General features: G+C 37.6%; 24 protein-coding genes and 3 pseudogenes. 11 read left to right on the top strand and 16 right to left on the bottom strand.

Annotated elements, in window-relative coordinates; all coding sequences use genetic code 11:
• Nucleotides 1-10 precede the first annotated feature (10 nt).
• The 6 genes from N4G44_RS02435 to N4G44_RS02410 all read right to left on the bottom strand — a co-directional run bounded on the left by N4G44_RS02435 (nt 11) and on the right by N4G44_RS02410 (nt 6,100).
• Entirely contained in the window at nt 11-1,978 is a 1,968-nt protein-coding gene (locus N4G44_RS02435) for a DUF8202 domain-containing protein (protein ID WP_474924470.1), read from the bottom strand.
• A gap of 11 nt (nt 1,979-1,989) precedes the next feature.
• Entirely contained in the window at nt 1,990-4,230 is a 2,241-nt protein-coding gene (locus tag N4G44_RS02430; protein ID WP_474924469.1) for a S8 family serine peptidase, read from the bottom strand.
• A gap of 114 nt (nt 4,231-4,344) precedes the next feature.
• Complete coding sequence (locus tag N4G44_RS02425) at nt 4,345-5,109, bottom strand: cell wall anchor protein (RefSeq protein WP_474924468.1); 765 nt, start codon at nt 5,107-5,109, stop codon at nt 4,345-4,347.
• Between the two features lie 66 nt (nt 5,110-5,175).
• Complete coding sequence (locus N4G44_RS02420) at nt 5,176-5,328, bottom strand: hypothetical protein (protein WP_474924467.1); 153 nt, start codon at nt 5,326-5,328, stop codon at nt 5,176-5,178.
• A 218-nt stretch (nt 5,329-5,546) separates the two neighbouring features.
• Complete coding sequence (locus N4G44_RS02415) at nt 5,547-5,804, bottom strand: hypothetical protein (protein ID WP_474924466.1); 258 nt, start codon at nt 5,802-5,804, stop codon at nt 5,547-5,549.
• A complete protein-coding gene (locus tag N4G44_RS02410; RefSeq protein ID WP_474924465.1) occupies nt 5,771-6,100 on the bottom strand; it encodes a hypothetical protein in 330 nt (109 codons plus the stop codon). The genes N4G44_RS02415 and N4G44_RS02410 overlap by 34 nt, the downstream gene beginning before the upstream one ends.
• 540 nt (nt 6,101-6,640) lie before the next feature.
• Here N4G44_RS02410 and N4G44_RS02405 point away from each other — a divergent pair.
• Together N4G44_RS02405 and N4G44_RS02400 are read left to right on the top strand one after the other, a co-directional pair.
• Entirely contained in the window at nt 6,641-7,624 is a 984-nt protein-coding gene (locus N4G44_RS02405; RefSeq protein WP_474924464.1) for a hypothetical protein, read from the top strand.
• A 211-nt stretch (nt 7,625-7,835) separates the two neighbouring features.
• A complete protein-coding gene (locus N4G44_RS02400) occupies nt 7,836-8,255 on the top strand; it encodes a helix-turn-helix domain-containing protein (protein WP_474924463.1) in 420 nt (139 codons plus the stop codon).
• A gap of 56 nt (nt 8,256-8,311) precedes the next feature.
• Here the strand turns inward: N4G44_RS02400 and thiL are convergent, their stop codons facing one another.
• Both thiL and N4G44_RS02390 read right to left on the bottom strand, forming a co-directional pair.
• Nucleotides 8,312-9,376 (bottom strand): thiamine-phosphate kinase, encoded by a 1,065-nt coding sequence (gene thiL, locus N4G44_RS02395; RefSeq protein ID WP_474924462.1) that lies wholly within the window; start codon nt 9,374-9,376, stop codon nt 8,312-8,314.
• A 95-nt stretch (nt 9,377-9,471) separates the two neighbouring features.
• On the bottom strand, nt 9,472-9,966 hold the full coding sequence (locus tag N4G44_RS02390) for an acyl-CoA thioesterase (protein ID WP_474924461.1): 495 nt from the start codon (nt 9,964-9,966) through the stop codon (nt 9,472-9,474).
• A 113-nt stretch (nt 9,967-10,079) separates the two neighbouring features.
• On the opposite strand from N4G44_RS02390, the pseudogene N4G44_RS02385 reads away from it, so the two are divergent.
• From N4G44_RS02385 to N4G44_RS02365, 5 genes and pseudogenes are all read left to right on the top strand, one after another.
• Nucleotides 10,080-11,281: pseudogene (locus tag N4G44_RS02385) on the top strand (BaiN/RdsA family NAD(P)/FAD-dependent oxidoreductase).
• Nucleotides 11,282-11,290: 9 nt separating this feature from the next.
• The gene (locus N4G44_RS02380; protein ID WP_474924460.1) at nt 11,291-11,929 is read left to right on the top strand and encodes a DUF2306 domain-containing protein; all 639 of its coding nucleotides are present in this window, start codon (nt 11,291-11,293) and stop codon (nt 11,927-11,929) included.
• Nucleotides 11,926-12,048, top strand: a complete 123-nt coding sequence (locus tag N4G44_RS02375) for a hypothetical protein (RefSeq protein WP_474924459.1) — start codon at nt 11,926-11,928, stop codon at nt 12,046-12,048. Before N4G44_RS02380 ends, N4G44_RS02375 begins: the two co-directional genes overlap by 4 nt.
• Before the next feature lie 59 nt (nt 12,049-12,107).
• A complete protein-coding gene (locus N4G44_RS02370) occupies nt 12,108-12,842 on the top strand; it encodes a YARHG domain-containing protein (RefSeq protein ID WP_474924458.1) in 735 nt (244 codons plus the stop codon).
• A gap of 9 nt (nt 12,843-12,851) precedes the next feature.
• Entirely contained in the window at nt 12,852-13,265 is a 414-nt protein-coding gene (locus N4G44_RS02365) for an energy transducer TonB (protein ID WP_474924457.1), read from the top strand.
• Here the strand turns inward: N4G44_RS02365 and N4G44_RS02360 are convergent.
• The 3 genes from N4G44_RS02360 to N4G44_RS02350 all read right to left on the bottom strand — a co-directional run bounded on the left by N4G44_RS02360 (nt 13,252) and on the right by N4G44_RS02350 (nt 14,804).
• Nucleotides 13,252-13,650: a ribosomal maturation YjgA family protein gene (locus N4G44_RS02360; RefSeq protein ID WP_474924456.1), complete on the bottom strand. Its 399-nt coding sequence runs from the start codon at nt 13,648-13,650 to the stop codon at nt 13,252-13,254. The two genes, N4G44_RS02365 and N4G44_RS02360, sit on opposite strands and share 14 nt — an antisense overlap.
• Before the next feature lie 154 nt (nt 13,651-13,804).
• A complete protein-coding gene (locus tag N4G44_RS02355; protein ID WP_474924455.1) occupies nt 13,805-14,470 on the bottom strand; it encodes a thioredoxin family protein in 666 nt (221 codons plus the stop codon).
• Between the two features lie 106 nt (nt 14,471-14,576).
• Nucleotides 14,577-14,804 carry a hypothetical protein gene (locus N4G44_RS02350; protein WP_474924454.1) on the bottom strand — a complete coding sequence of 76 codons (228 nt, stop codon included), beginning with the start codon at nt 14,802-14,804 and terminating at the stop codon, nt 14,577-14,579.
• A gap of 506 nt (nt 14,805-15,310) precedes the next feature.
• Between N4G44_RS02350 and N4G44_RS02345 the strand changes: the two genes are divergently transcribed.
• Both N4G44_RS02345 and N4G44_RS02340 read left to right on the top strand, forming a co-directional pair.
• Nucleotides 15,311-15,469 carry a bacteriocin gene (locus N4G44_RS02345; RefSeq protein ID WP_474924453.1) on the top strand — a complete coding sequence of 53 codons (159 nt, stop codon included), beginning with the start codon at nt 15,311-15,313 and terminating at the stop codon, nt 15,467-15,469.
• A gap of 224 nt (nt 15,470-15,693) precedes the next feature.
• Nucleotides 15,694-16,494, top strand: a complete 801-nt coding sequence (locus tag N4G44_RS02340; RefSeq protein ID WP_474924452.1) for a hypothetical protein — start codon at nt 15,694-15,696, stop codon at nt 16,492-16,494.
• A gap of 71 nt (nt 16,495-16,565) precedes the next feature.
• Here the strand turns inward: N4G44_RS02340 and mutS are convergent.
• Nucleotides 16,566-19,152: pseudogene (gene mutS / locus N4G44_RS02335) on the bottom strand (DNA mismatch repair protein MutS).
• Between the two features lie 143 nt (nt 19,153-19,295).
• On the opposite strand from mutS, the gene N4G44_RS02330 reads away from it, so the two are divergent.
• Nucleotides 19,296-19,826: a GNAT family N-acetyltransferase gene (locus N4G44_RS02330; protein WP_474924451.1), complete on the top strand. Its 531-nt coding sequence runs from the start codon at nt 19,296-19,298 to the stop codon at nt 19,824-19,826.
• Nucleotides 19,827-20,001: 175 nt separating this feature from the next.
• Here N4G44_RS02330 and N4G44_RS02325 read toward each other — a convergent pair whose 3' ends face one another.
• From N4G44_RS02325 to N4G44_RS02315, 3 genes and pseudogenes are all read right to left on the bottom strand, one after another.
• The gene (locus tag N4G44_RS02325) at nt 20,002-20,265 is read right to left on the bottom strand and encodes a hypothetical protein (RefSeq protein WP_474924450.1); all 264 of its coding nucleotides are present in this window, start codon (nt 20,263-20,265) and stop codon (nt 20,002-20,004) included.
• Between the two features lie 12 nt (nt 20,266-20,277).
• Nucleotides 20,278-20,400, bottom strand: a pseudogene (locus N4G44_RS02320) (cupin-like domain-containing protein); the annotation flags it as partial.
• Nucleotides 20,401-20,464: 64 nt separating this feature from the next.
• Nucleotides 20,465-20,878 carry a cupin-like domain-containing protein gene (locus N4G44_RS02315; protein WP_474924449.1) on the bottom strand — a complete coding sequence of 138 codons (414 nt, stop codon included), beginning with the start codon at nt 20,876-20,878 and terminating at the stop codon, nt 20,465-20,467.
• 405 nt (nt 20,879-21,283) lie between these two features.
• On the opposite strand from N4G44_RS02315, the gene N4G44_RS02310 reads away from it, so the two are divergent.
• On the top strand, nt 21,284-22,162 hold the full coding sequence (locus tag N4G44_RS02310; RefSeq protein ID WP_474924448.1) for a bestrophin family protein: 879 nt from the start codon (nt 21,284-21,286) through the stop codon (nt 22,160-22,162).
• Nucleotides 22,163-22,171: 9 nt separating this feature from the next.
• Here the strand turns inward: N4G44_RS02310 and N4G44_RS02305 are convergent, their stop codons facing one another.
• On the bottom strand, nt 22,172-22,771 hold the full coding sequence (locus N4G44_RS02305) for a hypothetical protein (RefSeq protein ID WP_474924447.1): 600 nt from the start codon (nt 22,769-22,771) through the stop codon (nt 22,172-22,174).
• Nucleotides 22,772-22,787 lie beyond the last annotated feature (16 nt).

The following is a 22,787-nucleotide window of genomic DNA, read 5'->3' as shown; positions in this document are numbered from 1 at the left end:
GATATGGGTATTAATTTTGTACAATTAGCTTGAATACTTTGATTTCAGACGAAGTCTTAACAATAATTAAGTAAACCCCTTCTGTCGGAAGCGTATCTTTTATTTCATAATAATCCTTGCCTTTGTCCTGTATAGTTTTTACCAGCCTGCCGGATCCGTCATGGATTTTTATATCTACCGTTTCTATTTTATCTGAAATAATTCTGATGGTAAATTGTTGCCCTTTAGGTACAGGATTTGGGTAAATGACAATTCCGTTTTCACGTTTTCTTGTCACTTTTACCGTATCTTTTTTAATACATCCGTCTGATGTTGTTACCATTACAGTGTATTCGCCCGGTTCATAAACACTAATTTCCGGAGAGTTGCTTGTAAATCCGTTATCAGAAGTCCATGAATATACAGCATGAGGATCTGTAATGTGTGTGGATGCATTAAACTGAGCCGCATTTCCTGAAGAAATTGACACATCCGGACCAAGGTCTAAATTAATAGTACTGAAATCGCTGACTGAAAAGTCGTAGGACGTTACATTATTATCAGCATCCTTAATGACCAGGTGATAATTACCGATTGCCAGGTTCGGAAACGATACCTGCGAAGTCTGAACAGTAATATTCTGTGTAGTTCCGTTACCGGTAAGAGCAACATTAAATGGTGCTTTTCCGCCTTTAATATTCAAATTAAGCGTTCCGTTTGTAACGGTACATGTAGGCTGGGTAATCTCATAAACAGATAAAATCTTATTTCCTAAAGCAAAGGAGAAAACATCCGTTCCTGATAAGTCCTGATCAAAAACAACATCTTTAAAATGCACGCCCTGATCATTGTCAATATGGTCCATCGGATAGGCTTCAATATTGAAGGAATTAAAATTTCCCTGTCCTGTTCTATCCACTAAAAGCCAAAGTTTTTTATCCGCAGGAATTTGCTGAATAATATCTTTAATGGAAAATACCACTTCCGTTGGAATTGTCTGTGAATTTTCAGAGGTAAATCTCGCTTTCCATTTTCTTTTCAACAACTGATATCCGAAAGTATCATTATCCAGCTCGAGAGGCTTTTTATTATCTCCCCAGATCAAAAAACTCTGATCTGCAAATTGGGCATCATTTGACCTGTTATCTGCGGCTAATTTCTTTGCTGCAATAATCAGCCTTTTGGGTTCTGATGAGCTGGTTGCCTGTTTTTGATAAAGATCTGAATATCCGTCTCTTGCAATACCCGTGATCCGGGCAGGATAATCATTAAAATCGGCCTGTCTCCAGATTTTTTTATTTTTGGAACTCAGGTATTCCGTATAAGGCATGGTAATAGCGTATTTTACAGCCAAATAGGAATTCACCCTGTTTCTTTCATTAAGAGTAAGAATCTTTCCGTAGGCAAAAAACTCAGGAAGCTTTCCTTTAAAGTTCTGCCACTGATGGCTCCCTTCATCTTTTCCGATGTACATTGATGAAAGCCCGGTTTTGCCTATAACTTTAGTGATTTTAGCAGAAGGGTTTCCAAACTTTGAGTACAGACTGAAAGAAGCCAGCGTATCTATTGTACTGGTATTAATGAAATTAATCTGATCATTATTATATCTGAAAATATTCTTGGTACTGTAAAACAGTTCTTTCTCATCCGTATTATCTGTAGTAAACAAAGCTGATTCCTGTGTGGGATTATTGTTCTGATAAGCCGTGAAGAAAGTCAGTTTATCCATTGTTTCTATCACAAAAGGAAACTTCAAAAAATCATCTGTTCCATCAAAATTTAAACATTCATTATAATTAAGTAATGAATAGGCCGGTTTATTGGCTCCTGTTAAAGCTTGTATCTGATGCTGGTTGCCGCTATAATCCTGATACATCAGGGAGGGAGTCTGAAGCGAGTTGGTTTTATACCAGACACTTGTACCCCCTACTCCTCCGGGAGACTGGGCATTCGAAATACAGACAAGTAAAACGCTGAGAACCGTAAGTATTTTTTTCATGTAAAGCGTTTTTATTTTATTATCAGTTTTTTTGTTTCCTTATATTCGGCAGTTTCTATAGAAACCATATAGATCCCCTGAGAAAAAGATCTTGTATCTATTGTCTTTATGAATTCTCCTTTTGGAAATTTCGTTGAGCTCTGATCCGTTGATACCAGCTTACCTGAAGCATCATATACTGAAATTTTGATTGCAGATTCGCTCTGTAAGAAAAATCTGATATTTACTTCTTCTTTTGCCGGATTTGGGAACAGGGTAAAATGCTCAGGTGCCACAGCGCTTGCGGTTGTGGAAAGAGCTCCTGCATCAACTCTTTGCTGCGCCACATATCTTAAAGCAGAAATAATATCAAAACATGGTGTTATAAAAGCAGTAAACCCGACTCCCTGCTCAACCTGAAATCCTGGCTGCAAAAGGATATCCCTGGACGCAATATATTCAACACCCTGAACCGGAGCAATGACTTTATTGCTTGCAACGATCTGTTTGGCTAATATTGTTTGGGTTGTTGTAATGTCATCTGCAGGGCTTACCAGGGTTTTCAGATCTTCTTTATAACAGAAATCTACATTCGAAACTACGATTGAGAATGTCTGGTTTCCGCCTGGTAATAAAGGAGTTGTATTTGTTTTTGGAGAAACAATGATTTTGTAGGTTACTTTCTGAGGGTTTTTAATATCAACCCTTTCTATGGTGTCTACATCATTTGTTGATATATTCGTTGCAGCGCCTGTAAGGTTACTCATTCCGCCTAATTTCCACGGATAGTAGGTACTTTCCGTTCCGTCAGGGTTTATTTTTACAATTTTTAAATCCAAATCATTAATGACATTCGGACTGCTGAGATCTACCACATTACTCACTGTATTCCCCTGAGGGTCTGTCCATGAAATTGTAGCAGACAATGGCTGGGTAGTTTCATAGGGAACTACATACAGGGTATACTTATTCCCCTGGTTTAAAGTCACTTCTTTTATTAATGTTGACTTTTTCTCATTATTAATAATTCCCTCAATGTTATTATAAATGGCTTCTGACGCTCTTCTTGCATCCGCCAGTCCCCAGCCGTATATGTAATCCGGCCCTTCAGTTCCTTTATCGTTTGCAGTATGGGCCAGCAATGCCCTTACTGTAGAAGAAAGCATATACTTTTGTGAAGGGCTTACGGATTTATAGTATTGCTGAAGGAGTGTAATAATGCCGGAAACAACAGCCGCCGCTGAAGAGGTTCCCCTGTAGGTGCCATATGCTGCGTCATATGTTTCAATGGATGAATATATATTTTCTCCGGGAGCACAGATGTCTGGCTTTATCCTTCCGTCATCCGTCGGTCCGTAACTGCTGAATGCTGAAATATCAAACGCTTCATCAGAACTCATATTGATATTCTTCTTTGCAGAGGCTACCACCAGAACATTTTTGGCAATTCCCGCTCCTTCGAGTAAATCGTATCCGTTTTTAGCAGAAACCTGCGGAACAATACCGGGATCTATTTCTCTTGCATTTCCCGCTGCTTTTACAATTTGCAGATAAGGCTTCAGATACATCAGATTATCCCAGGACTGGGCGGTAAGATTATATTTCCCGAACTGATAGGTTTGAAGGTACATAGGATCGAAACCATAGCTGTTATTGGCCACTAATATTCCTGTTGTCCCGTTATAAGCTTCTGAAAGCATTTCCTGAACGTCATTTACCCAGTCATAGGCATTTATTTTTGCCTCGTAAGCAATTCCCCTGGCCTCGGCCTCTCCATTATTTCCTGCCAATGTCCCTGCTATATTCGTACTATGCCGGGAAATCGTTTGATTTTGTGAGCTATCGTAAGTATTGATTTTTCCGGTTAATAACTGATGGGTTATTCTGGGCTTGGAATAATCCCATTGGCCAATAACCATATTGTTCCCGGTTATATTCAATCCGATTCCACCACCCGGATATAAATTATCTGCCTTCGTCATTTTTGCAGCTCCGGCATTAAGAGTGGTGTAATACATTGGCCTTCCGCTTTCGTCAGCTCCTATAAGCTGTTTTTCATTCACATTTTCAGAAATGAATTCTTTATGCCCCAAGCCTTTAAGCCTTTGAATTTCATTTTTTTGCTTTTGCGTATAATCTTGTACTTTTTTCTGAAAAGCCTGGATTTCACGTTCCTTCGGGTCTGTTTTTACTTCATCCCTGATCTGTCCATAGGATGAAAAAAAGAACATTACAGCAATCCCTAATATAGATTTATGGTAGATTTTCTGCATGTGGAAAAGTTTAGTGTGTGTTTGTTTATAAAAGAAAGGAAGCAGCCTTAACCTTTGTTATTAAAGGCTTTTACAAATATTTTTTGAGAAAAGTCTGATCTCCTTTCTCCAGTTCTACTTGCTCAGTGATTCTATTGTTTTTTTAAGCTCCTTGTTTTCGTCACCTAACTGTTTTACATCTTTATTAAGCTGGATAACATACAGAGTTAACTCTTCTATTTTTTCAAGAAGCTTAGCATCCATTTCCCCTAAATTGATTCCGTTTTCTTTTACTTCTTTAGCAGAAGGGATATTGGGTAAGTGACCTTTTTCTTCAATATGTTTTTCAACCGACTCTAAACTGTTAAGTTTATAATCTTTTTTGAATACATAATCTGCCCAGCCGTTTGCAGAGGCAACATCTACTTTTACTTTTTCAGCCTTAATCCCATCTTTTACAAACAGTCTGTAATTGTTACAGTCTGAGCAAGAAGACAAAGAAACATTGTAAGCATTAACACCCATCAGAATTTTTCCATTTTCTCTTGCTGAAAATATGGGATACAGCCAGTTGGAAGTAGATATGGTTAAAAGCCCAACATCATTAGACTGAGGATGAACACTTTTAATCCATACCACATCTGTTCCGCTGTTCTTATTTGGGGTATTATCAATAATATCAATTCCATCCCCATCGATTGTATTGATATTGAAAAACATTCTGCCGTCAGCAATTTTGAATCGTTCGGCGTTATTTGTCCTGAATACCAAATCTTTATTATCTGTTGTCCCGATAAAGTCAGTTGCAGGATTGGTGCCTGCATTTCCCTGAATATTCCAAGATTGAGAAAAATAAAAATTCGAGAAGGACACTAAAGCAAATAATAGAATTTTTTTCATAAGATGTTCTTGGTTTTATTATGTTAACTTTTATAGCCACATATGATTATTATTTTTAATGATAATTTATTGATTAAGAGTACCGTTGTTTCTGAGTTTGTTATTCTCTTCCTCCAGCTTTTTAAAATCCTTGTTAAGCTTAATAACATATAATGTGAGCTCTTCTATTTTTTCCAGAAGTTTGGCATTCATTTCACCCAGATTAATTCCGTTTTCCACTACTTCTTTAGCAGAAGGGATATTGGGTAAGTGACCTTTTTCTTCAATATGCTTTTCAACATATTCCAGGCTGTTGAGTTTATAATCTTTGTTGAATACATAATCTGCCCAGCCGTTTGCAGAGGCTATATCTACTTTTATTTTTTCAGTTCTTATTCCGTTCTTTACAAATAGTCTGTAATCATTACAGTCTGAACAAGAAATATTACTGGAAGTTCCTAAAAAAGTTTGCCGTTTGCTTTAAGTGAGAACATCAGTTCATAAGCACTGGAAGTTGGCCATCCGGCAACATCCAAAACTCCGGGATTATTAGGCTGGTACTGACCATATCTTAAAAAAACAAGGGATGATCCGCTGCCAATATTCGAGCCCGTGTTCCCAACATAAAAAGTATCGCTGTCTATATCTGTTATAACCTGAGTTCTTCCATTTACTTTAAAGGCTATATCAGGGTGAGGATCTGTTTTAACTCCCACATTTCCCCTACAAACATTTGTCCGTCATGCCTTAATGAGAAGGTCACATCTTCGGTTCCCGTTCCGAATATTGTATTTTTCATAAAATATCTGTTGGGATTTCTTAAGTGGCTTGTTCTTAATTCTAATTGACTAGTTCCTGGGATTCCATCATGATGTACCGTTAGTTTCGATGAGGGGTCACTTGTCCCTACTCCTACGTTACCATTATTTAAAAGCTGAATCCCTACCCCTGCAGATGTCTGAAGCTTAATCCCTCCATACCAGTTGATATCTAATCCATCTGAGCTGGGCACAGGATAATGTCCTAAATAATAATGTGTTGGATCTGAGTTGCTATACAATTTGTCAAAAGCAATGTTCTGGGAAAAAAGGGAGCCAAAGATGACTAAGCCCAAAATTGATAAAGATTTTCTCATAAAGCTTTATTTAAGTTATAGATGGTTATAAACTATTATTTATTTAAATTTTTCACTTTGTTTAGAATTTTTAAATAATATATCTGAGTAAAACTATTCAAACTTTAAATTCTATAAAACTAAATATACAGTGAATTTATAAATCCATTGAATGAATTTATAAATTTGTTCATAATTAAAATATTGAATTTCAGGCAATTACACTAAAACACCATGGCTTTTATCACCAAAAAGTGTCCTAATTATATGGATTGAATATGATTTTTGAATAAATTTGAAATACAAACACGCGCACAAATGATTTCAATAAAAAGAGTACTAATTGTACATATTTTTCTTATAGGTCTAAAGATATTTTCTCAAAGTACGGATCAAAAATTCTCAGCAGAAATAGAGGACTTAATCAAAAAAGATAAGATGGATTTGGTGCATTTCAAACTGAATCATGAAAATATAAAATTCAAACGCCTTTCTGAATATCCATTGCGGTATGATTTACTGATTAAACTTGATTCTGCCTCTGCTTTATATAAAAAAGGTGAATATCTGAATGCAAAAAAAGCTTATTTAACCGTACTGAAAAAAATTGAAAACAATAAACCCCAGCTTACATCTACAGATTATGAAAGTCTGAAATATATTGTCATATCAGAACTGTTTTATATTGAAAAGGCACTAGGAAACGTTTCACAAGGATTAAAATATCTTCAATCTTTTTCTAAAGGAATGAATCCTGTACAGAAGAAAAAAGAAAGACTATTTTTTGCTGTTGCGAATACAGAATTAGGAAACTACAAAAAAGGAATTCAAGCGCTAAATCTTCGGCTAAATGACATCCGGCTGGATACAGAAAATATTCTTTATAGCCATTTTTCTAAGCCGGAAGAGATTGCTGTTACTTACAATGCAAAGGGAGACGCATTTATTAAATGGTTTAAAGATACTGGCAAAAAAACATATCTGGATTCTTCCAAAGTTAATTATGAAAAAGCTTATAATGTACTGAGAAGCTCACCAATCTACTCCCAATATTCCAAAACTGCACTTATTGACCATCTGGCCAATATTGCTTTGCTGAAAAAACAATACCGTTATTCATTATCACTCTACAATACATGTGAAAAGGACTCAGTACTTATGAAAGAAAATTTTTCAAGCGAGGCAATCTGGCTTGGAAAAGCAGAAATATATACATTTCTTAATAAACCGGACTCCGCATTTTACTACATCAATAAGCTAAATAAAATAAATACCTATGAAAGCAAATTAAAAATGTATCATTTACTGAGCATTAACTATGAAAACACCGGAAATCATAAAAATGCCTATAAGTTTGCAAAACTCAGCCTGGCTGAAATGGAAAAGAAAAAAACTGGGATACTTCAGGACATACTTTCATGATAATGCATGAACAGGAGGAAATAAAGGCTTTATCCGAAGAAATGATAAAAGAAAATACAAAGTATAGCTTCATATCAATCGCTTTAATCGTCTTGATATTCTCCATAATTATACTTTACATCACTTATAGAAATAATAAAAGAAAAAAATCATCTTTTCAGAATTACCCAAAAAGATCGATACCATTAATAATTCCGGTATTTATTCTGTTATGGCTCAAAAAGAAGAAGTTCCTTTGATCATAGAAGATGAACTGGTCAGACGGATTCTTAAAAAAATTACCTTAATGGAGGTAGATAAAAAATTCCTGTCTAATGATTTCAAGTTATCCCATATTGCAAAGCAGGTAAACACGAACACCACTTATTTGTCTCAAATAATAAATCAGCATAAAGGAATGTCATTTTCAGAATATGTAAATGATTTGCGGATCACTTATATTTTGAAAGAACTAAGTGAAAATCCTAAACTCCGGAAATATACTATTAAAACAATATCTGAAGAAATTGGTTATAAAAGCGCCTCTACCTTCATCAATGCTTTTAAAAACAGAGCCAAAATGACTCCATCCTATTATATTCAATTACTGGAAAAAAATAAAATCTATAAGATCGAAGAAATTACTACCTAAAAAAACCACAGCATTTCCGCTGTGGTTTTTATAATCTTCAGGTTAAAATGTGAATTTTATCCATTCTGCTGATTCCCTAAAAAAGCATCCCAACCTTGTGCTGTAAGCGGGATTAACTGATTGGAACCTCTTGCTACCATATAATTTCCGTCCTCCTTATCTACCGCATGACCGATAATAGTGAAATCAGGATGGTTTTTAATTTTATCAAAGTCATTAGGTGAAATAGTAAACAGAAGTTCATAATCTTCACCACCACTCAATGCAGTCATTACCGGATTAAGGTTCATTTCATCCGCTGTGGAAATCGTAAGGCTGTCCATCGGGATTTTCTCTTCATACAATCTGAAACCGGTTTTAGACTGGTCAGAAAGATGAAGGATCTCTGAAGCCAGTCCATCAGAAATATCAATCATTGAAGTCGGTTTGATATCCAGTTCTTCCAGAATCCCTTTGACATCCGTTCTGGCTTCCGGCTTAAGCTGCCTTTCCAGAATATAATCATAACCTTCCATTTCCGGTTGCATATTAGGATCTGCAAGGAACACGGCATGCTCTCTTTCAAGGATCTGCAAACCCATGTACGCCCCACCCAGATCTCCTGTTACTACAAGAAGATCATTTGGCTTTGCTCCGCTTCTTTTTACTATATTTTCCTCGTTTTCAATCCCTACGGCAGTGATACTCATCACCAATCCTGAATTAGAACTTGTAGTATCTCCTCCTATAAGATCTACTTTATATCTTGTACATGCCGCCTGAATTCCGGAATAGATCTCCTCCAAAGCCTCCACCGGAAAACGGTTGGAAACTGCCAGAGAAACCAGAATCTGGGTTGGCACAGCATTCATCGCGGCAATGTCGCTCAGGTTCACCACCACAGCTTTGTAGCCTAAATGCTTTAAAGGTACATAGCCTAAGTTAAAATGAACTCCTTCTGCCAGAACATCAGTAGTAAGAACCACTTTTTTGCCACCGGGATTAATTACGGCAGCATCATCACCCACTCCAAGTTCAGAAGACTCATTAGCCAGCGGGAAATACTCTGTCAAGTGCTTTATAAGACCAAATTCTCCTAATTTGGAGATCGGGGTTAGTTCCTGTGATTTATCTTCAAACATATTTTTTGTTTATAAGTGATTATTGATAAATGATAATAGATGTATCAAGAATACAATATTTTCATCGACATCATTGATCAATCATCATTCATCATTTATATATTAATTTCTGATGGGTCCACATTGGTGGGATGAAAAGGAAGTTTTTTGAAATCTTCTCTGCTCATTACAACAGTTTCCGGGCTTTTGTATTTGTTCATTGCTTCTACCACATCATCCGGCGGTGTAGTCATTTTTCTGAGCATCATATCGATCCATACTCCCGTAGCTTCTGCGGTGGCACAATGTACACCGTCCGGCGTATAGAATTTATGAACAAATCGGTAGATGGAAGAATCCTCTGAACATCCGTCGATTTCAAGGCTCACAACAACCGTCTGGTCTGCATAGATCTCTTTAAAGAAAGAATATCTTTCGTGCAGGATCACCGGGCCGATTCCCCATCTGCTCAGCTGGGTAACGCCCATTTTTTCTTTGGTCATAAAAGCCATTCTGGCTTGAGCGCAATACTGCACGTATGATGAGTTGGCTAAGTGTTTATTGGCATCCAGATCACTCCAGCGTACTTCGAATTTATGGTAAAAAATCATGTAAAAGTCGTTTTTAATATGATTAAATTATATTCTTCAAAATTACTCAAATAAGATGGTTTATAAAAATTGTACTTTTGAAAAAATAATCTTCAGCATAGGATTGCCAATACATGAAACAGATCATCATTATCGGAGGCGGTGCGGCAGGCTTTTTCTGCGCATCCAACCTTGACGAAAAAAATATAAGATTACCATCCTGGAACAGAATTCCGATGTCCTTCAGAAAGTGAAAATTTCAGGAGGCGGACGCTGCAATGTCACACACGCCTGTTTTGATCCCAGAGAACTGGTCCAGTTCTATCCAAGAGGAAATAAGGAGCTGCTCAGTGTTTTTACCAAATTTCAGCCGGGAGATACCATGGATTGGTTTGACCAGCGCAATGTGTCTTTAAAAATTGAAAATGATAACCGGGTTTTTCCGGAAAGCAATTCTTCACAGACCATTATCAATACTTTTCTGAACGAAATCCGGAAAAAGAATGTGGAGGTTAAAACAAAGTGTTCCGTTAAGGAAATTGAAAAACAGGGAGAAAAGTATCTTGTAAAAACAAGCTTAGGTGATTTCCAGGCAGATTATATTGTTTATGCAACCGGAAGCTCTCCGAAATCATTGAAAATTGTTGAAAATCTGGGGCATAAAATCATTGATCTTGCTCCATCCCTTTTTACATTCAATATAAAGGATGACCTGCTTAAAGACCTTCCTGGAACAAGTTTTGAGAATGCCGAAATTTCAATTCCCGCTTTAAAAACAGAAGAAAGCGGACCTTTACTGATCACCCACTGGGGCCTTTCGGGGCCGGCTGTCCTGAAGATTTCTGCCTGGGAAGCGATAAGCCTGGCAAAATCAAAATATCAGTTTGAAATTGAAGTAAACTTTATTTCAAGATCCATGGACGAAGCTGAAGAGGATTTTCAGAATTTTAAGCAATCTAATCCTAAGAAGACAATCGGACAGGCAAAAATCTTTGACATTACGAACCGTTTCTGGCAAAAAATCGTAGAGGTTTCACAGGTTGATCTCAATAAACAGATTTCTAATATTTCTGCAAAAGAAATGCAGAAAATCCTTGAAAACCTTTGCCGAAAGAAGTTGAAAGTGACAGGAAAATCGACTTTCAAAGATGAGTTTGTAACCGCAGGAGGTGTTGATTTAAAGGAAATTAACTTTAAAAATATGTCTTCCAAACTGCTCCCGAATTTTTACATCTCCGGAGAAGTTTTGAATATTGATGCGGTAACAGGAGGCTTTAATTTCCAGGCATGCTGGAGTGAGGCGTGGCTTATTTCACAACATTTAAATAATCTATAGTAACCAATAATGCTTACAGCCAAAAAACATATTTCTTTTTTCCTAAAATCTCTTCTAATAGCGGGATTTGGATATTTCTTTTGGCTCATGCTAAACATCACGCTGGAATACATTCCTTTCAACCCAAATGTGAGCTTTCTGATGATTAAGCAGACGGAAGTTCAGGACAGGCCGGAATATCTTTATTTTTTCTATACCCACGTTTACACCAGTATTTTTGTGCTGTTTTCAGGTTTTCTGACTATCCTCAGAAAGGATTTTGGCTTTAGAAACTTTCATAAAAATATGGGTAAGATCTATATTTTTTTGATTCTGATCCTGGCTGCTCCATCAGGAATTTACATGGGATTTTTTGCCAACGGAGGATTCTTTTCAAAGATATCGTTTGTTATTTTAGGTTCTTTGTGGTGGCTAACAACCTATAAAGCCTATCAATCCGCAAAACAGAAAAGGTTTAAAGAACATAAGCAGTGGATGTGGCGAAGTTTTGCCCTGACTTTATCTGCGCTCACCTTACGCATCTGGAAAGTAATTATTGTATATTTATTCCATCCCAATCCTATGGATGTTTACCAGATTATTGCATGGCTGGGCTGGATACCCAATATCCTTTTAATTGAATATTTAATCACAAAAAAACATATATGAAAATTCTAAATTACACATTAGTCTCTTTGCTTGCCATTTCTCTGATAAGCTGTAAAAAAGATGGAAAAATAAACGAAACAGGAAAAGATTCTGTGATCGCAAAAAGGATTCTGCTGTAGTTCCTGAAATCTATAAAGAATATTACGGAATTTACACCGGAAATTTTGCAGGAAAAGAAATGATTAAAGCCGAAGATGGTGAAGAATATGAGGATTATGTTAATAAAAGGCTTTCTCTGAAGATCAACAGAATTACCAGGGACAGTGTTTACGGCCAAAGTATTGTGAATGGAAACCAGCGACCGTTCAGAGGGATCTTTAATGAAAGTACGAAATCTTTTGTCCTGGATGAGCCCGGAAATGATAAAACCGACGGCAGGTTTGAAGTAAAACTAAACGGCGACAGTATTACCGGAAAATGGAATGCATTCAATAAAACAGCTGTAAAATCACCTTTAAAAACAATTAAACTTTCTAAAAAAGAATTTGTTTACAATCCGAATTTTATGCTCGATAAGGATTCCGATCTGGTAGACTGGTCTAATCCGAAGGATTTTGTAGAAAAATATACCGATGAAGAAACCGGCAAAACGGAAAGTTATACCACCTCCAAAAACAGGGTTGCTTCTGAAGCTATTTTTGAGCTGAATGCCTCCAAACAGAAACTGACTGAAAAAGAGCTTAAAAATTTAAGGAAAATAGACCTTGAAATTATTAAGAATTCTGTTTTCGCAAGACACGGCTATTCTTTCAAAAAGGAAACCTACCGCTACTTCTTTGAGCAGACAGACTGGTATATTCCTGTTTCCAATAACGTAGACAAAGAACTTTCTCCTATGGAAAAAGAAAATGTTGCCTTATTGAACCGTTTTATTAAGTACGCTGAGGATAAATATGACAGTTTCGGAAGATAATTGGAAATCATGAAAAAATATTTGCTTTTTCTTCTGGTATTCCTGGCTGTTTCCGTTGCTGCACAAAAAGATTCCATGGCAGTTCCGGGATCTAAACCAATGACTTCCGCAGAAGCTGTATCAATAAAAGCTGCCGAATTCCCGGGTGGTCACCGGGCTTTTGTGGCAGAAATTCTGCAATATTTCCAGACCACCCCAATGGTTAAAGCTGAAATTATGAGCGCAAAAGCGGTTGCAACTTTTATTGTTGATACCGAAGGAAATATGATTGATATCAAAATAGAATCCTATGAATACAAAATAGTAAGGGATGAATTTCTAAGAGCACTGAAAATGGTAAAGACCAAATGGATTCCTGCCGAGCAGGATGGCAAAAAGGTCAGAAACCTGATGAGACAGCCGTTGGTATTCAACCTGCAATAGTCTGCCTGTCTTTTTCCGGATTCAGTTTTACCCAAAAGAACAACAATAGGCATCCTGCGGCATAACAAAGAATGTCGATCCAGGAGAAAGAATTTCCTATGACAATATACATCAGGCTTCCAGGGCGGAAGCCTAGTTTTTCTGCAATGGTGAAGTATTGTGCAAATTCTATAATGCAGGAAAAGACCAGAATTCCAAGAATCAGCCGTTCGTTATTCATCTTCACGAAGGTTTTAACCAGGGTGTACAGAAGCATCACTACAATAACATCACCGAGATAGGCTCTTACAAAGAAAATGTCTGCCAGCTTTGTGGCAATCAGGACTTCTGTCAGGAAAAGCAAGATGGTGAGAAGAAGATAGGTAAGGCTGAATTTAAATTTCATGTGTTTTAGGTTTCGGCTAAAGCCTTTGATGGCTGATTATTAGTTAAGCGGGCTAAAGCCCGCCCCTAATGGATGATACAACATAATTCAATTTTTAGTCATAAAAAATCGGTATTCCAGGAACACCGATCTATTGAACTATCAGACAAATATATTATTTTTTTGTCTTTGTCTTTATTGTACAGCCTATTGCTACTGTTTTTGTCATGGTAATCGCATCTCCTTTGATCAGAGCGTTTACGGCGTCCTTAACGTAATATTCAGAAACATCTTTGGGATTTTCGTAGTTGTTATCAATAGCGCCGATATATTTTACAATATTCTTTCCGTTTTCTTTCTGTAATACAAAAACATGCGGTGTTTTTGTCGCTCCATAAAGCGGATAGATTTTCTGTCCTTCATCTACCAGATAAGGAAAAGTAAAGCCTTTTTCCTTAGCCCTTTCTATCATTTGATTATAACCGTCTTCCGGCTGTACAGTCGGGTCGTTGGGATTGATGGCAATTACCGGATAGCCCTGGTCTTTAAAAGTCCTATCGAGCTCCACAATCCTGTCTTCATATTTCTTTGCATAAGGGCAATGGTTGCAGGTGAAAACCACAATGAATCCTTTCGCGGCTTTGAAATCGCTTAAAGAGACCATTTTTCCATCAATATTTTTCAGCTTAAAATCTGCTGCCTCATCACCTACTTCATATCCTTTTGCAGGAGTTGGTGAATGTATTGGAGCAACATTGCTTTTCCCATGATCCGGTGTGGTAAAGCTCAGCAGTCCAAGCCCGGTAATCAATGCCGCCATTACAATTTTCAGGTTTTTCATATCTATTCTTTTTATTTTAAGTGATCGTTAATGGTTTTTTCGAGATCTTCTTTACTCATTTCTCCATCGTTGAAATGTATCTTTTCTCCGTTTTTATAAAGAATGGTTACCGGAATATTTCCATCCCAGTTTTTTCAAACTTCGGAATCCAGGTATTCATTCTTTTGATATCATCCACAAGAATTACCTCAGCAGTTAGGTTTTTATTTTTGATAAACCGGATGACCTTTTCTTTATCTGCAAGCCTGTCCAGGGAGACCAGGATCATTTTGAACTGAGGATCATCCTTAAACTTATTATTGATCTCCATGAAATGGGGAGTTCTTTTACACATGGAGCACAGGTTGTTGCCCAGAAATTGACTACCAGCAGTTTATCACCTTCTTCCTGTATCCTTTTTTCAAGCTCTTCATACTTCACAGAGCGTACTTCTGTCTGCTGGGCCCGGAAAGCAGAAAAGCAAAAACAAAGAATCAACAGGCTTAGTAAATTTTTCATGCTTAAAATTAGTGAATGCTTTCCTTTTCTCTAAATATCAATCTGTTAAACTTTGTTAAGTGTTTTAAAATTTTCTTTATATTTTATCACATCACATTGAATTAAATGAAATAAAAATGTAAATTAGCATACAATCAAATCAAAATTTATTATGAAAAAATCAAATTTCCAGAAAAAAGACTTTCAAAAAATGAGTTGAAAGAGATTAAAGGGGCAAGACCAGTTTGCCCAAGAGTGATAAGCTGCACTGACCCTGATACCGGGATAGAGCTATATGGCGTTTATGGCGTTCAGGACGGATATTGTTGTTAAGAATTTAATTAATACTAAAATCAAAACAATATGAAACTTTCAAAAATTCAGACCAGAAAGCTTACCAAAACGGAGCTAAAGGCAATCAACGGTGGTGCCGGCTCGTGTGCAGTAGGCGAATGTAAGCTTAGAGGCGTAAGTCACTTCATTATAATCGGACCGAGAGGTAATGACGGATATTGCTGCTAATCTCGCAGTACAATACAAAAAGGAATGACCGGATCGTTTCCGGTCATTTTTATATAATATATTTTATGTTCAGACTATACGAAGTTGATCTATTATTCTGTGCCGTATCTTTATAAAAATGGGCCTAGAATTATCCTTTAATTTTTTTAATATCAATTCATTTTTTTTCTATTTTTACGCATTGTTTAAAAAAACCAATTGATAATGAAAAAATTTATTTACTCTTGCCAATATTCTTTTTGGCTTCATGCTCAAGTAGTGATAATGAGACCGACACTCCAAACAACAACGGAAATGGTAACGACACCAGCCCCGTACTGGTAACCAAAATGGTTTCTGATGGAGACATCTCAACTTTTACGTATAGCGGAGCCAAAATTTCTCAATCCAAAAACCTTACTGACGGAAGTGTTACCAATTATACTTATACAGGGGATTTGATTACCCAAACGGTAACCTCTTCCTCAGGCTCTACATTTACTACGACATACACTTATGACGGAAGCAACAGATTAAGCAAAAAAAAATCCGTACATACTGCTCCCGGACTTTCAGCAACCTATGAAGTCAATTACACTTATACAGGAAGTAATAGCGTAAAAATGGTAGTTACTTCTTCTTCAACAGGGTCTTCGAATGTAACCACCTATACAAGGAATGCCACACTAAATGCAGATGGCTCACTTAGCAGCTGGACGGAAACAGTTACAGCCCCTACATATACTGGTAACGGAACCCTAAAACCTATTGTATATGATACAAAAAATGCTCCCTTTAAAAATATTACAGGGTACTTGAAAATAATAGATCAGGAAGAAGAGAACGGATCAACACACAATATCCTGGATTACAACAGTGTACTTCAATATTCCGGTACTGCCGGAGGAGAGTGGACCATAATTAAGCCTACTTATGAATACAATGCAAGTAACTATCCTATAAAAGATACCAGAAAATATTACGATAAAACGGGAACTACTGTTACCAGCACAGAAATCAATACCTACGAATATAATCATTTATAAAAAAGAGAGCTTAAGGCTCTCTTTTTTTGGAAAATCGTATTTACACTCTATTAAAAGAAAGGATGATTGGATTACCCTCCGATCATCTTTTTTATTGAATTCAGTTTCATCAGTGCTTCAATCGGTGTTAAAGTATTGATGTCTATTTTCGTAAGTTCTTCACGGATATTCTCCAAAACAGGATCGTCAAGCTGGAAAAAAGAGAGTTGCATATTTTCTTCCGTTACTCTTTTAATGCTTTCGGTAGTGCTTGTAGTCTGGGTACGGCTTGCTTCAAGGGTTTTCAGGATTTCATTGGCTCTGTTAACCACTTTTGAAGGCATTCCCGCCAGTTTGGCAACATGAATCCCGAAACTGTGTTCACTTCCTCCCGGAATCAGCTTCCTTAAGAAAATGATATTCCCTTTATTTTCCTGAATGGAAACATGGAAGTTTTTCACTCTTTCAAAATTCACCGTCATTTCGTTCAGCTCATGGTAATGGGTGGCAAATAAAGTTTTTGCCTGTGTAGGATGCTGGTGGAGGTATTCTGCAATAGCCCATGCAATAGAAACCCCGTCATAGGTGGACGTTCCGCGGCCTATCTCGTCCAGCAGAATAAGACTTCGCTCGGAGATATTGTTCAGAATATTGGCAGCTTCATTCATTTCCACCATAAAAGTAGATTCTCCGGCAGAAATATTGTCGGTAGCTCCTACCCTTGTGAAAATTTTATCTAAAATCCCTATTTCAGCATGTTTTGCAGGAACAAAACTTCCAATCTGGGCCAAAAGGCATACAATAGCCGTCTGGCGAAGGATTGCAGATTTACCGGCCATGTTCGGTCCTGTGACCATAATGATCTGCTGGGAATCTTTATCTAAAAAGATATCGTTCGGGATGTATTTTTCTCCCAGCGGAAGTGCATTTTCTATGATCGGGTGCCTTGCTTCTTTAAGGTCAATGGCATAGCCCTGATTCAGAACAGGTTTTGTATAGCTTTCGGAAACAGCCAGTTCGGAAAGGCCTGTTGCCACGTCCAGCTGTGCAATAATATTGGAGTTGCCCTGGATCTGGTCCATATAAACCATTGTTTCAGAGCATACGTTTCTGTACAGCTCGTTTTCCAGTACGCTTATCTTTTCTTCGGCACCGAGGATCTGGCTTTCGTATTCTTTCAGCTCTTCGGTAATATAGCGTTCCGCATTTACCAGAGTCTGCTTTCTCAGCCAGTCGGAAGGAACTTTATCTTTATGGGCATTCCTTACTTCTATATAGTATCCGAAAACATTATTGAAATCTATTTTAAGGCTTGAAATTCCTGTTCTTTCTATTTCTCTCTGGCACATTTCATCCAGGAAGCCACGTCCTTTGCTTTGAAGGTTTCTCAGCCTGTCGAGTTCTTCCGAAATACCTTCTTTAATGATATTTCCTTTGGAAAGGTTCACCGGAAGTTCTTCATTAAGATGATTCTGCAAAAACTTAATAAGCTCTTCCATATCAAACAGCGGTTCCAGCCAGGCAAGTACATCGGCATGCGGATGAAGTAATGCTTTGATATGATGAATATTAACCAAACTCTGACGTAAATAGCCCAGTTCTTTTGGTGAAATTTTTTCTGCCGCCAGTTTTCCCATCAACCGATCCAGATCCGAGATAGATTTCAGCAGCTGGCAGATTTCATATTTCAGCTGATCATTTTCATTCAGGAAATCGATCAGGGAAAGCCTCCTCATGATTTCGTCCACAGATTTTAAAGGTAGAATGATTCTTCTCCTCAATAATCTTCCCCCATCGGGGTAGATGTTTTATCGATAATATCCAGCAAAGATTTCCCCTGTGGATTGCTCGGATAAACGATTTCAAGGTTCCTTAAGGTAAAATTATCCATCATCAGATAGTCTTCCTGCGGGATGATCTGAAGTTTTGTGATATGGGCAAGCAGGTTGTGGTGAGTATCTTCCACAAGATAGGCAAAAATGGCTCCTGCCGCTGTAATTCCGAGCGGAAAATTTTCAACTCCAAAACCTTTTAAGGAATTTGTTTTAAAATGAGAAGTCAGTTTTTCGTAGGCAAAATTATACTGGAACGCCCAGTCTTCAAGTTTAAAGGCACTTTTGTTTTTTAGCTGTTCCGGGAGCTGAACGCTTCTCTGGAAAACAATTTCACTAGGATCAAAAGTATTGATAATGTGAAGGATCTTTTCAAGATTTCCCTCACTTACCAGAAATTCTCCGGTAGAAACATCCACCATGGCAATTCCGTATTTTTCTTTTTCTTTATGAAGGGAAAGCAGGAAGTTGTTCTTTTTGAATTCAGAACCTGGTCATTAAAAGTTACTCCCGGTGTTACAAGCTCTGTAACGCCTCTTTTCACAATTCCTTTGACCATTTTCGGATCCTCCAGCTGATCGCAAATCGCCACTCTCATTCCGGCTCTTACCAGTTTGGGAAGATAAGAATCTACCGAGTGGTGTGGAAATCCTGCCAGCTCGATATGCCCTTCCCCATTGGCTCTTTTAGTAAGAACAATACCTAAGATCTGGGATGTCTTTACAGCATCCTGTCCGAACGTTTCGTAAAAGTCCCCAACCCGGAACAACAGCAGCGCATCAGGGTATTTTGCCTTGATGGTATTGTACTGCGTCATAAGCGGGGTTTCCTTCTTCGTTTTTGCCATAATAAAAAATGAGCCCCAAATTTAAATAAAATAAATTCAGGGATTGAAATTAGTGTAGAATTAATCTCTTAATCGGGATCAAAAAAGCCGCTTATGTATTTCAGAATAAAATATTTATTGTATTTTTCAGTAAAATAAATTCTATGATGTATCCTGTTCTGGAAACTGAAAGACTGCTTTTAAGACAACTTACTCCTGATGATGCAGAGGACCTTTTTGAGTATTTTTCTTTACAAGAGGTCATGGAATATTATGACCTGGAAGTTTTCAAAACGCCGGAGGATGCCCGGAATATTATCCGGTATTTTAATGGTGAATTTGAAAAAGGAAAAGGGTTCCGGTGGGCTTTGGAATTAAAATCCGAAAAGAAGGTCATAGGAACATGTGGCTATCACAACTGGTACCGCGATCATTTCCGTGCTGAGATTGGCTATGAGCTCAACCCAAAGTACTGGCGAAAATCCTATATGAAAGAAGCGATCCTCCCTATCCTTACGTTTGGATTCGAAAGCATGAGGCTTCACCGTGTGGATGCATTCACTGATCCTGCCAATATTTCTTCCGAAAAGCTCCTGCAATCTCTAAATTTTAAAGACGAAGGAATTCTCCGTGATTACTTTTTTGAAAAAGGAAGGTTTGTAGATGCTAAAATTTTTGGGCTTATTAATGAGTAGATGGAAGACAGATGCCGGAAGATGGATGTTTCTGAAGTCCGTGGAACCACTAAACATTTTCTTAATTAACTTTTGTAGCACTTATTTTCCGGTATTACCCTTCTTGAATGACAATCGTAACAAGAAGTATCAGGAGAAACAGTAACTCCCAGCCTCCCTCTTCAAACCTCCAGCCTTATCTCCCCGATTTTTGCTGTTTTTCAAATGCTTCCATCCCCTTCTCATACGCCCATTTCTGCTTGTAATTCACCCACTTAGCTTTAAAAAGTTTACGAAGAAGTTTGTCGGTATACCTCATGATAAAAACATGGTATAGCATATTGGCAAAAACATTCGGCTTGTTAGGCAGCGCTCTGAGTGACAGTGAAAATCCCGGTTCCAGATACCTGTTGAAATGCCAGAATGCTCCCGGAATGAAAAGAGCATCACCGTGTTCCATGAAAATTTCGTAACCTTTGGCATATTGTAAAGCCGGAAACTTCTCATAATCAGGATTTTCATAATCTATATCGTAAACGGTATGTACGGAAAGCGGAACTTTATATAGAAAGTCCGATTGTTCCTGATCAAACAGAAGTATCCTTTTTTTCCTTCAAAATGAATGTGAAGGAAATCCCCGAGATCCACATCATAATGCATCAACACATGAGCTTCACTTCCACCGAAAAAAGAGTGGGAAGCCTTTTGAAGAATTTGATTCCCAAATCCGGATAGGTAAAGTTTTTCAACAGCTCAGGAAGCCTGTCTGTAATAATATAGAAGAAGATGCGCAGATCTGAAGGCTTGCTTTTTATAGTATCAATATAATCCTTCATCTTCATATGCGTCACCGGTGCATCGGAACTTTTGGACGCATCAGCCGGCTTATTGTCATACAGCGGAACATCCTGATCGCCTGCTTTTTCCCGGATGTAAGCCAGATTCCATTTGTCGAAAGCATCCCACCGGCTCGCAAAATTCTTGATCAGGAGCGGCTTATGCTTCTTGAAATAATTCTTCTGAAAATCTTCTTTACTGATATCGTTGACTACATCTACGTTTTCGAGGATCATCTTGTTTTGTTGTTTAATGCGAAATAAAAATAGTGTTTTTTTGAAATCTGTAAAAATCTGCAGAAGAAAAAATAAAAGTTTAACCTAACTAATTTTACTCACTAATTTAACCTGAGTTCAGTTAAGACATTTTTGTTTGTATAATAAGATCAGGAAGTTTGAAGCCAGAAGAGGGAAGTTATTGAAGCCCATAGGCAAAAAAAATTCCGTAGTTTGTATTATTTTTTTAATCCGGTTCAACAAATTGAGGGGTTGATGTTTAAATATCGTTGTCTAATAATAACTTCCATCCTCGCGCTTCCAGCTTCCAACCTTTTAACCTGAAATTCCTATCCCGAACTCAGGTTAATTTAGTAAATAGCGGATAAAACGAAAAAAATTATCTTTGTAAGACCAAGAGAGTTTATGAGAGTCTACAATACCAAGCATTTCCTGAAAATCCTTTTCAGCATGCACAAAAGCGATACTATGAAGATCCTTTTTCCTACAATGATCCTGGTGGGGCTTTACTCGTGGGGCATTCAGTATCTGGAAGTGGAATATCTTCATCTTACTGCAAAATCAGGGGTCAGCAACGTGGGAATGATCCATTCGCTGCTCGGTTTTGTACTTTCTCTTTTACTTGTTTTCAGAACGAATACGGCCTACGACAGATGGTGGGAAGGCAGAAAGCTGTGGGGAAAGCTGGTGAATGACACCCGGAATTTTGCGGTAAAGATCAATGCCATTTTAGATGAGAACCGTCAGGATGCAGAACAGATCTCGAGATATTTAAAATATTTCCCGCATTTCCTTGCCAAGCATCTTTCCAAGGAATCTACAAGACTGGCCTTGGATGAAGATTATTCTGAAATAGAAAAATCGCTGAAGCACCATGGTCCCAGCGAAATTGTCATTCTTTTGACCCATAAGCTGAATCAACTGAAAAAAGAAGGAAAAATATCAGAGGTTGAAATGCTGTATCTGGATACTCAGCTTTCCGGTTTTTTAGATGTCTGCGGCGGTTGTGAAAGAATTAAAAATACTCCTATTCCTTACTCTTATTCCTCATTTGTTAAAAAGTTTATCATTTTATATGTCCTGGCATTACCGGTTGCCTACGTCATCACAATCGGACTTCTGATGATTCCGCTTACGGTTTTCGTTTATTACGTTCTGATGAGCCTCGAGCTGATCGCTGAGGAAATTGAAGATCCTTTCAATAATGATGAAAATGACATTCCTATGGAAGCTCTGGCCCAAAATATTGAGAAAAGCGTCCATCAGATCATGGGTTTAAAGTAAGAAAAGATCTTAAAGATTGATTTCTTTCAGCTCGCCGTCTTCTTTTATTTCCACAAATTTACTTTCGCGGTTGGCAGCGGAATAACCATAGAAAAAAGTCTGGTATATCGGCGTGGAATACAGATAACCTCCATAGGCATTATAAGCATCCGATGTCCCTGTTTGCTGCTGATAACTTGCTGTTGCAGTAAAATTAACGATGGTTTCGAGGTAATATTTTCCCGGCTTCAGTTTTTCGAATTTAAACCTTCCGTAATCATCGGTTAAAGCCTCCAGTCTGTATTTAAAAGCCTCTTCCGACATGTATACGGTCGTTTTCTTATTCTCATACTTTCTTCTCATGCTGTAAAACTCATCAAAATAAGGAGTCACAGGAAAAAGCATGACAACAGTTCCCTTTGGAGCATAATGTTTTGCGCCAAGAAGAGGCTTGATCCCCCAATTGTTTTTCTGTTTGGTGGAGGCCACTCCTTCTATCGTAGAATTTCCAAAGCTAAGCATTTCACGGGCCATCTTTTTATCAAAAAAGGCCTGCGGATAATAGGTGTTCTGTGCCTGTAAACCTATAAAAGCAAATACCGGCAGCAGTAAAGTGAGTATTTTTTTCATGTTAATAATTTAAATC

This window comes from Chryseobacterium sp. GTID13 (assembly GCF_056172655.1).
This window is presented reverse-complemented; position numbering and strand designations above follow the sequence as displayed.

Excerpts from the sequence above, each read along its gene's own strand:
- N4G44_RS02435 (WP_474924470.1), bottom strand. The coding sequence starts at position 1,978 with ATGAAAAAAATACTTACGGTTCTCAGCGTTTTACTTGTCTGTATTTCG.
- N4G44_RS02430 (WP_474924469.1), bottom strand. The coding sequence starts at position 4,230 with ATGCAGAAAATCTACCATAAATCTATATTAGGGATTGCTGTAATGTTC.
- N4G44_RS02425 (WP_474924468.1), bottom strand. The coding sequence starts at position 5,109 with ATGAAAAAAATTCTATTATTTGCTTTAGTGTCCTTCTCGAATTTTTAT.
- N4G44_RS02405 (WP_474924464.1), top strand. The coding sequence starts at position 6,641 with ATGGATTTGGTGCATTTCAAACTGAATCATGAAAATATAAAATTCAAA.
- N4G44_RS02400 (WP_474924463.1), top strand. The coding sequence starts at position 7,836 with ATGGCTCAAAAAGAAGAAGTTCCTTTGATCATAGAAGATGAACTGGTC.
- thiL (WP_474924462.1), bottom strand. The coding sequence starts at position 9,376 with ATGTTTGAAGATAAATCACAGGAACTAACCCCGATCTCCAAATTAGGA.
- N4G44_RS02390 (WP_474924461.1), bottom strand. The coding sequence starts at position 9,966 with ATGATTTTTTACCATAAATTCGAAGTACGCTGGAGTGATCTGGATGCC.
- N4G44_RS02380 (WP_474924460.1), top strand. The coding sequence starts at position 11,291 with ATGCTTACAGCCAAAAAACATATTTCTTTTTTCCTAAAATCTCTTCTA.
- N4G44_RS02375 (WP_474924459.1), top strand. The coding sequence starts at position 11,926 with ATGAAAATTCTAAATTACACATTAGTCTCTTTGCTTGCCATTTCTCTG.
- N4G44_RS02370 (WP_474924458.1), top strand. The coding sequence starts at position 12,108 with ATGATTAAAGCCGAAGATGGTGAAGAATATGAGGATTATGTTAATAAA.
- N4G44_RS02365 (WP_474924457.1), top strand. The coding sequence starts at position 12,852 with ATGAAAAAATATTTGCTTTTTCTTCTGGTATTCCTGGCTGTTTCCGTT.
- N4G44_RS02360 (WP_474924456.1), bottom strand. The coding sequence starts at position 13,650 with ATGAAATTTAAATTCAGCCTTACCTATCTTCTTCTCACCATCTTGCTT.
- N4G44_RS02355 (WP_474924455.1), bottom strand. The coding sequence starts at position 14,470 with ATGAAAAACCTGAAAATTGTAATGGCGGCATTGATTACCGGGCTTGGA.
- N4G44_RS02350 (WP_474924454.1), bottom strand. The coding sequence starts at position 14,804 with ATGTGTAAAAGAACTCCCCATTTCATGGAGATCAATAATAAGTTTAAG.
- N4G44_RS02345 (WP_474924453.1), top strand. The coding sequence starts at position 15,311 with ATGAAACTTTCAAAAATTCAGACCAGAAAGCTTACCAAAACGGAGCTA.
- N4G44_RS02330 (WP_474924451.1), top strand. The coding sequence starts at position 19,296 with ATGATGTATCCTGTTCTGGAAACTGAAAGACTGCTTTTAAGACAACTT.
- N4G44_RS02325 (WP_474924450.1), bottom strand. The coding sequence starts at position 20,265 with ATGGAACACGGTGATGCTCTTTTCATTCCGGGAGCATTCTGGCATTTC.
- N4G44_RS02315 (WP_474924449.1), bottom strand. The coding sequence starts at position 20,878 with ATGATCCTCGAAAACGTAGATGTAGTCAACGATATCAGTAAAGAAGAT.
- N4G44_RS02310 (WP_474924448.1), top strand. The coding sequence starts at position 21,284 with ATGAGAGTCTACAATACCAAGCATTTCCTGAAAATCCTTTTCAGCATG.
- N4G44_RS02305 (WP_474924447.1), bottom strand. The coding sequence starts at position 22,771 with ATGAAAAAAATACTCACTTTACTGCTGCCGGTATTTGCTTTTATAGGT.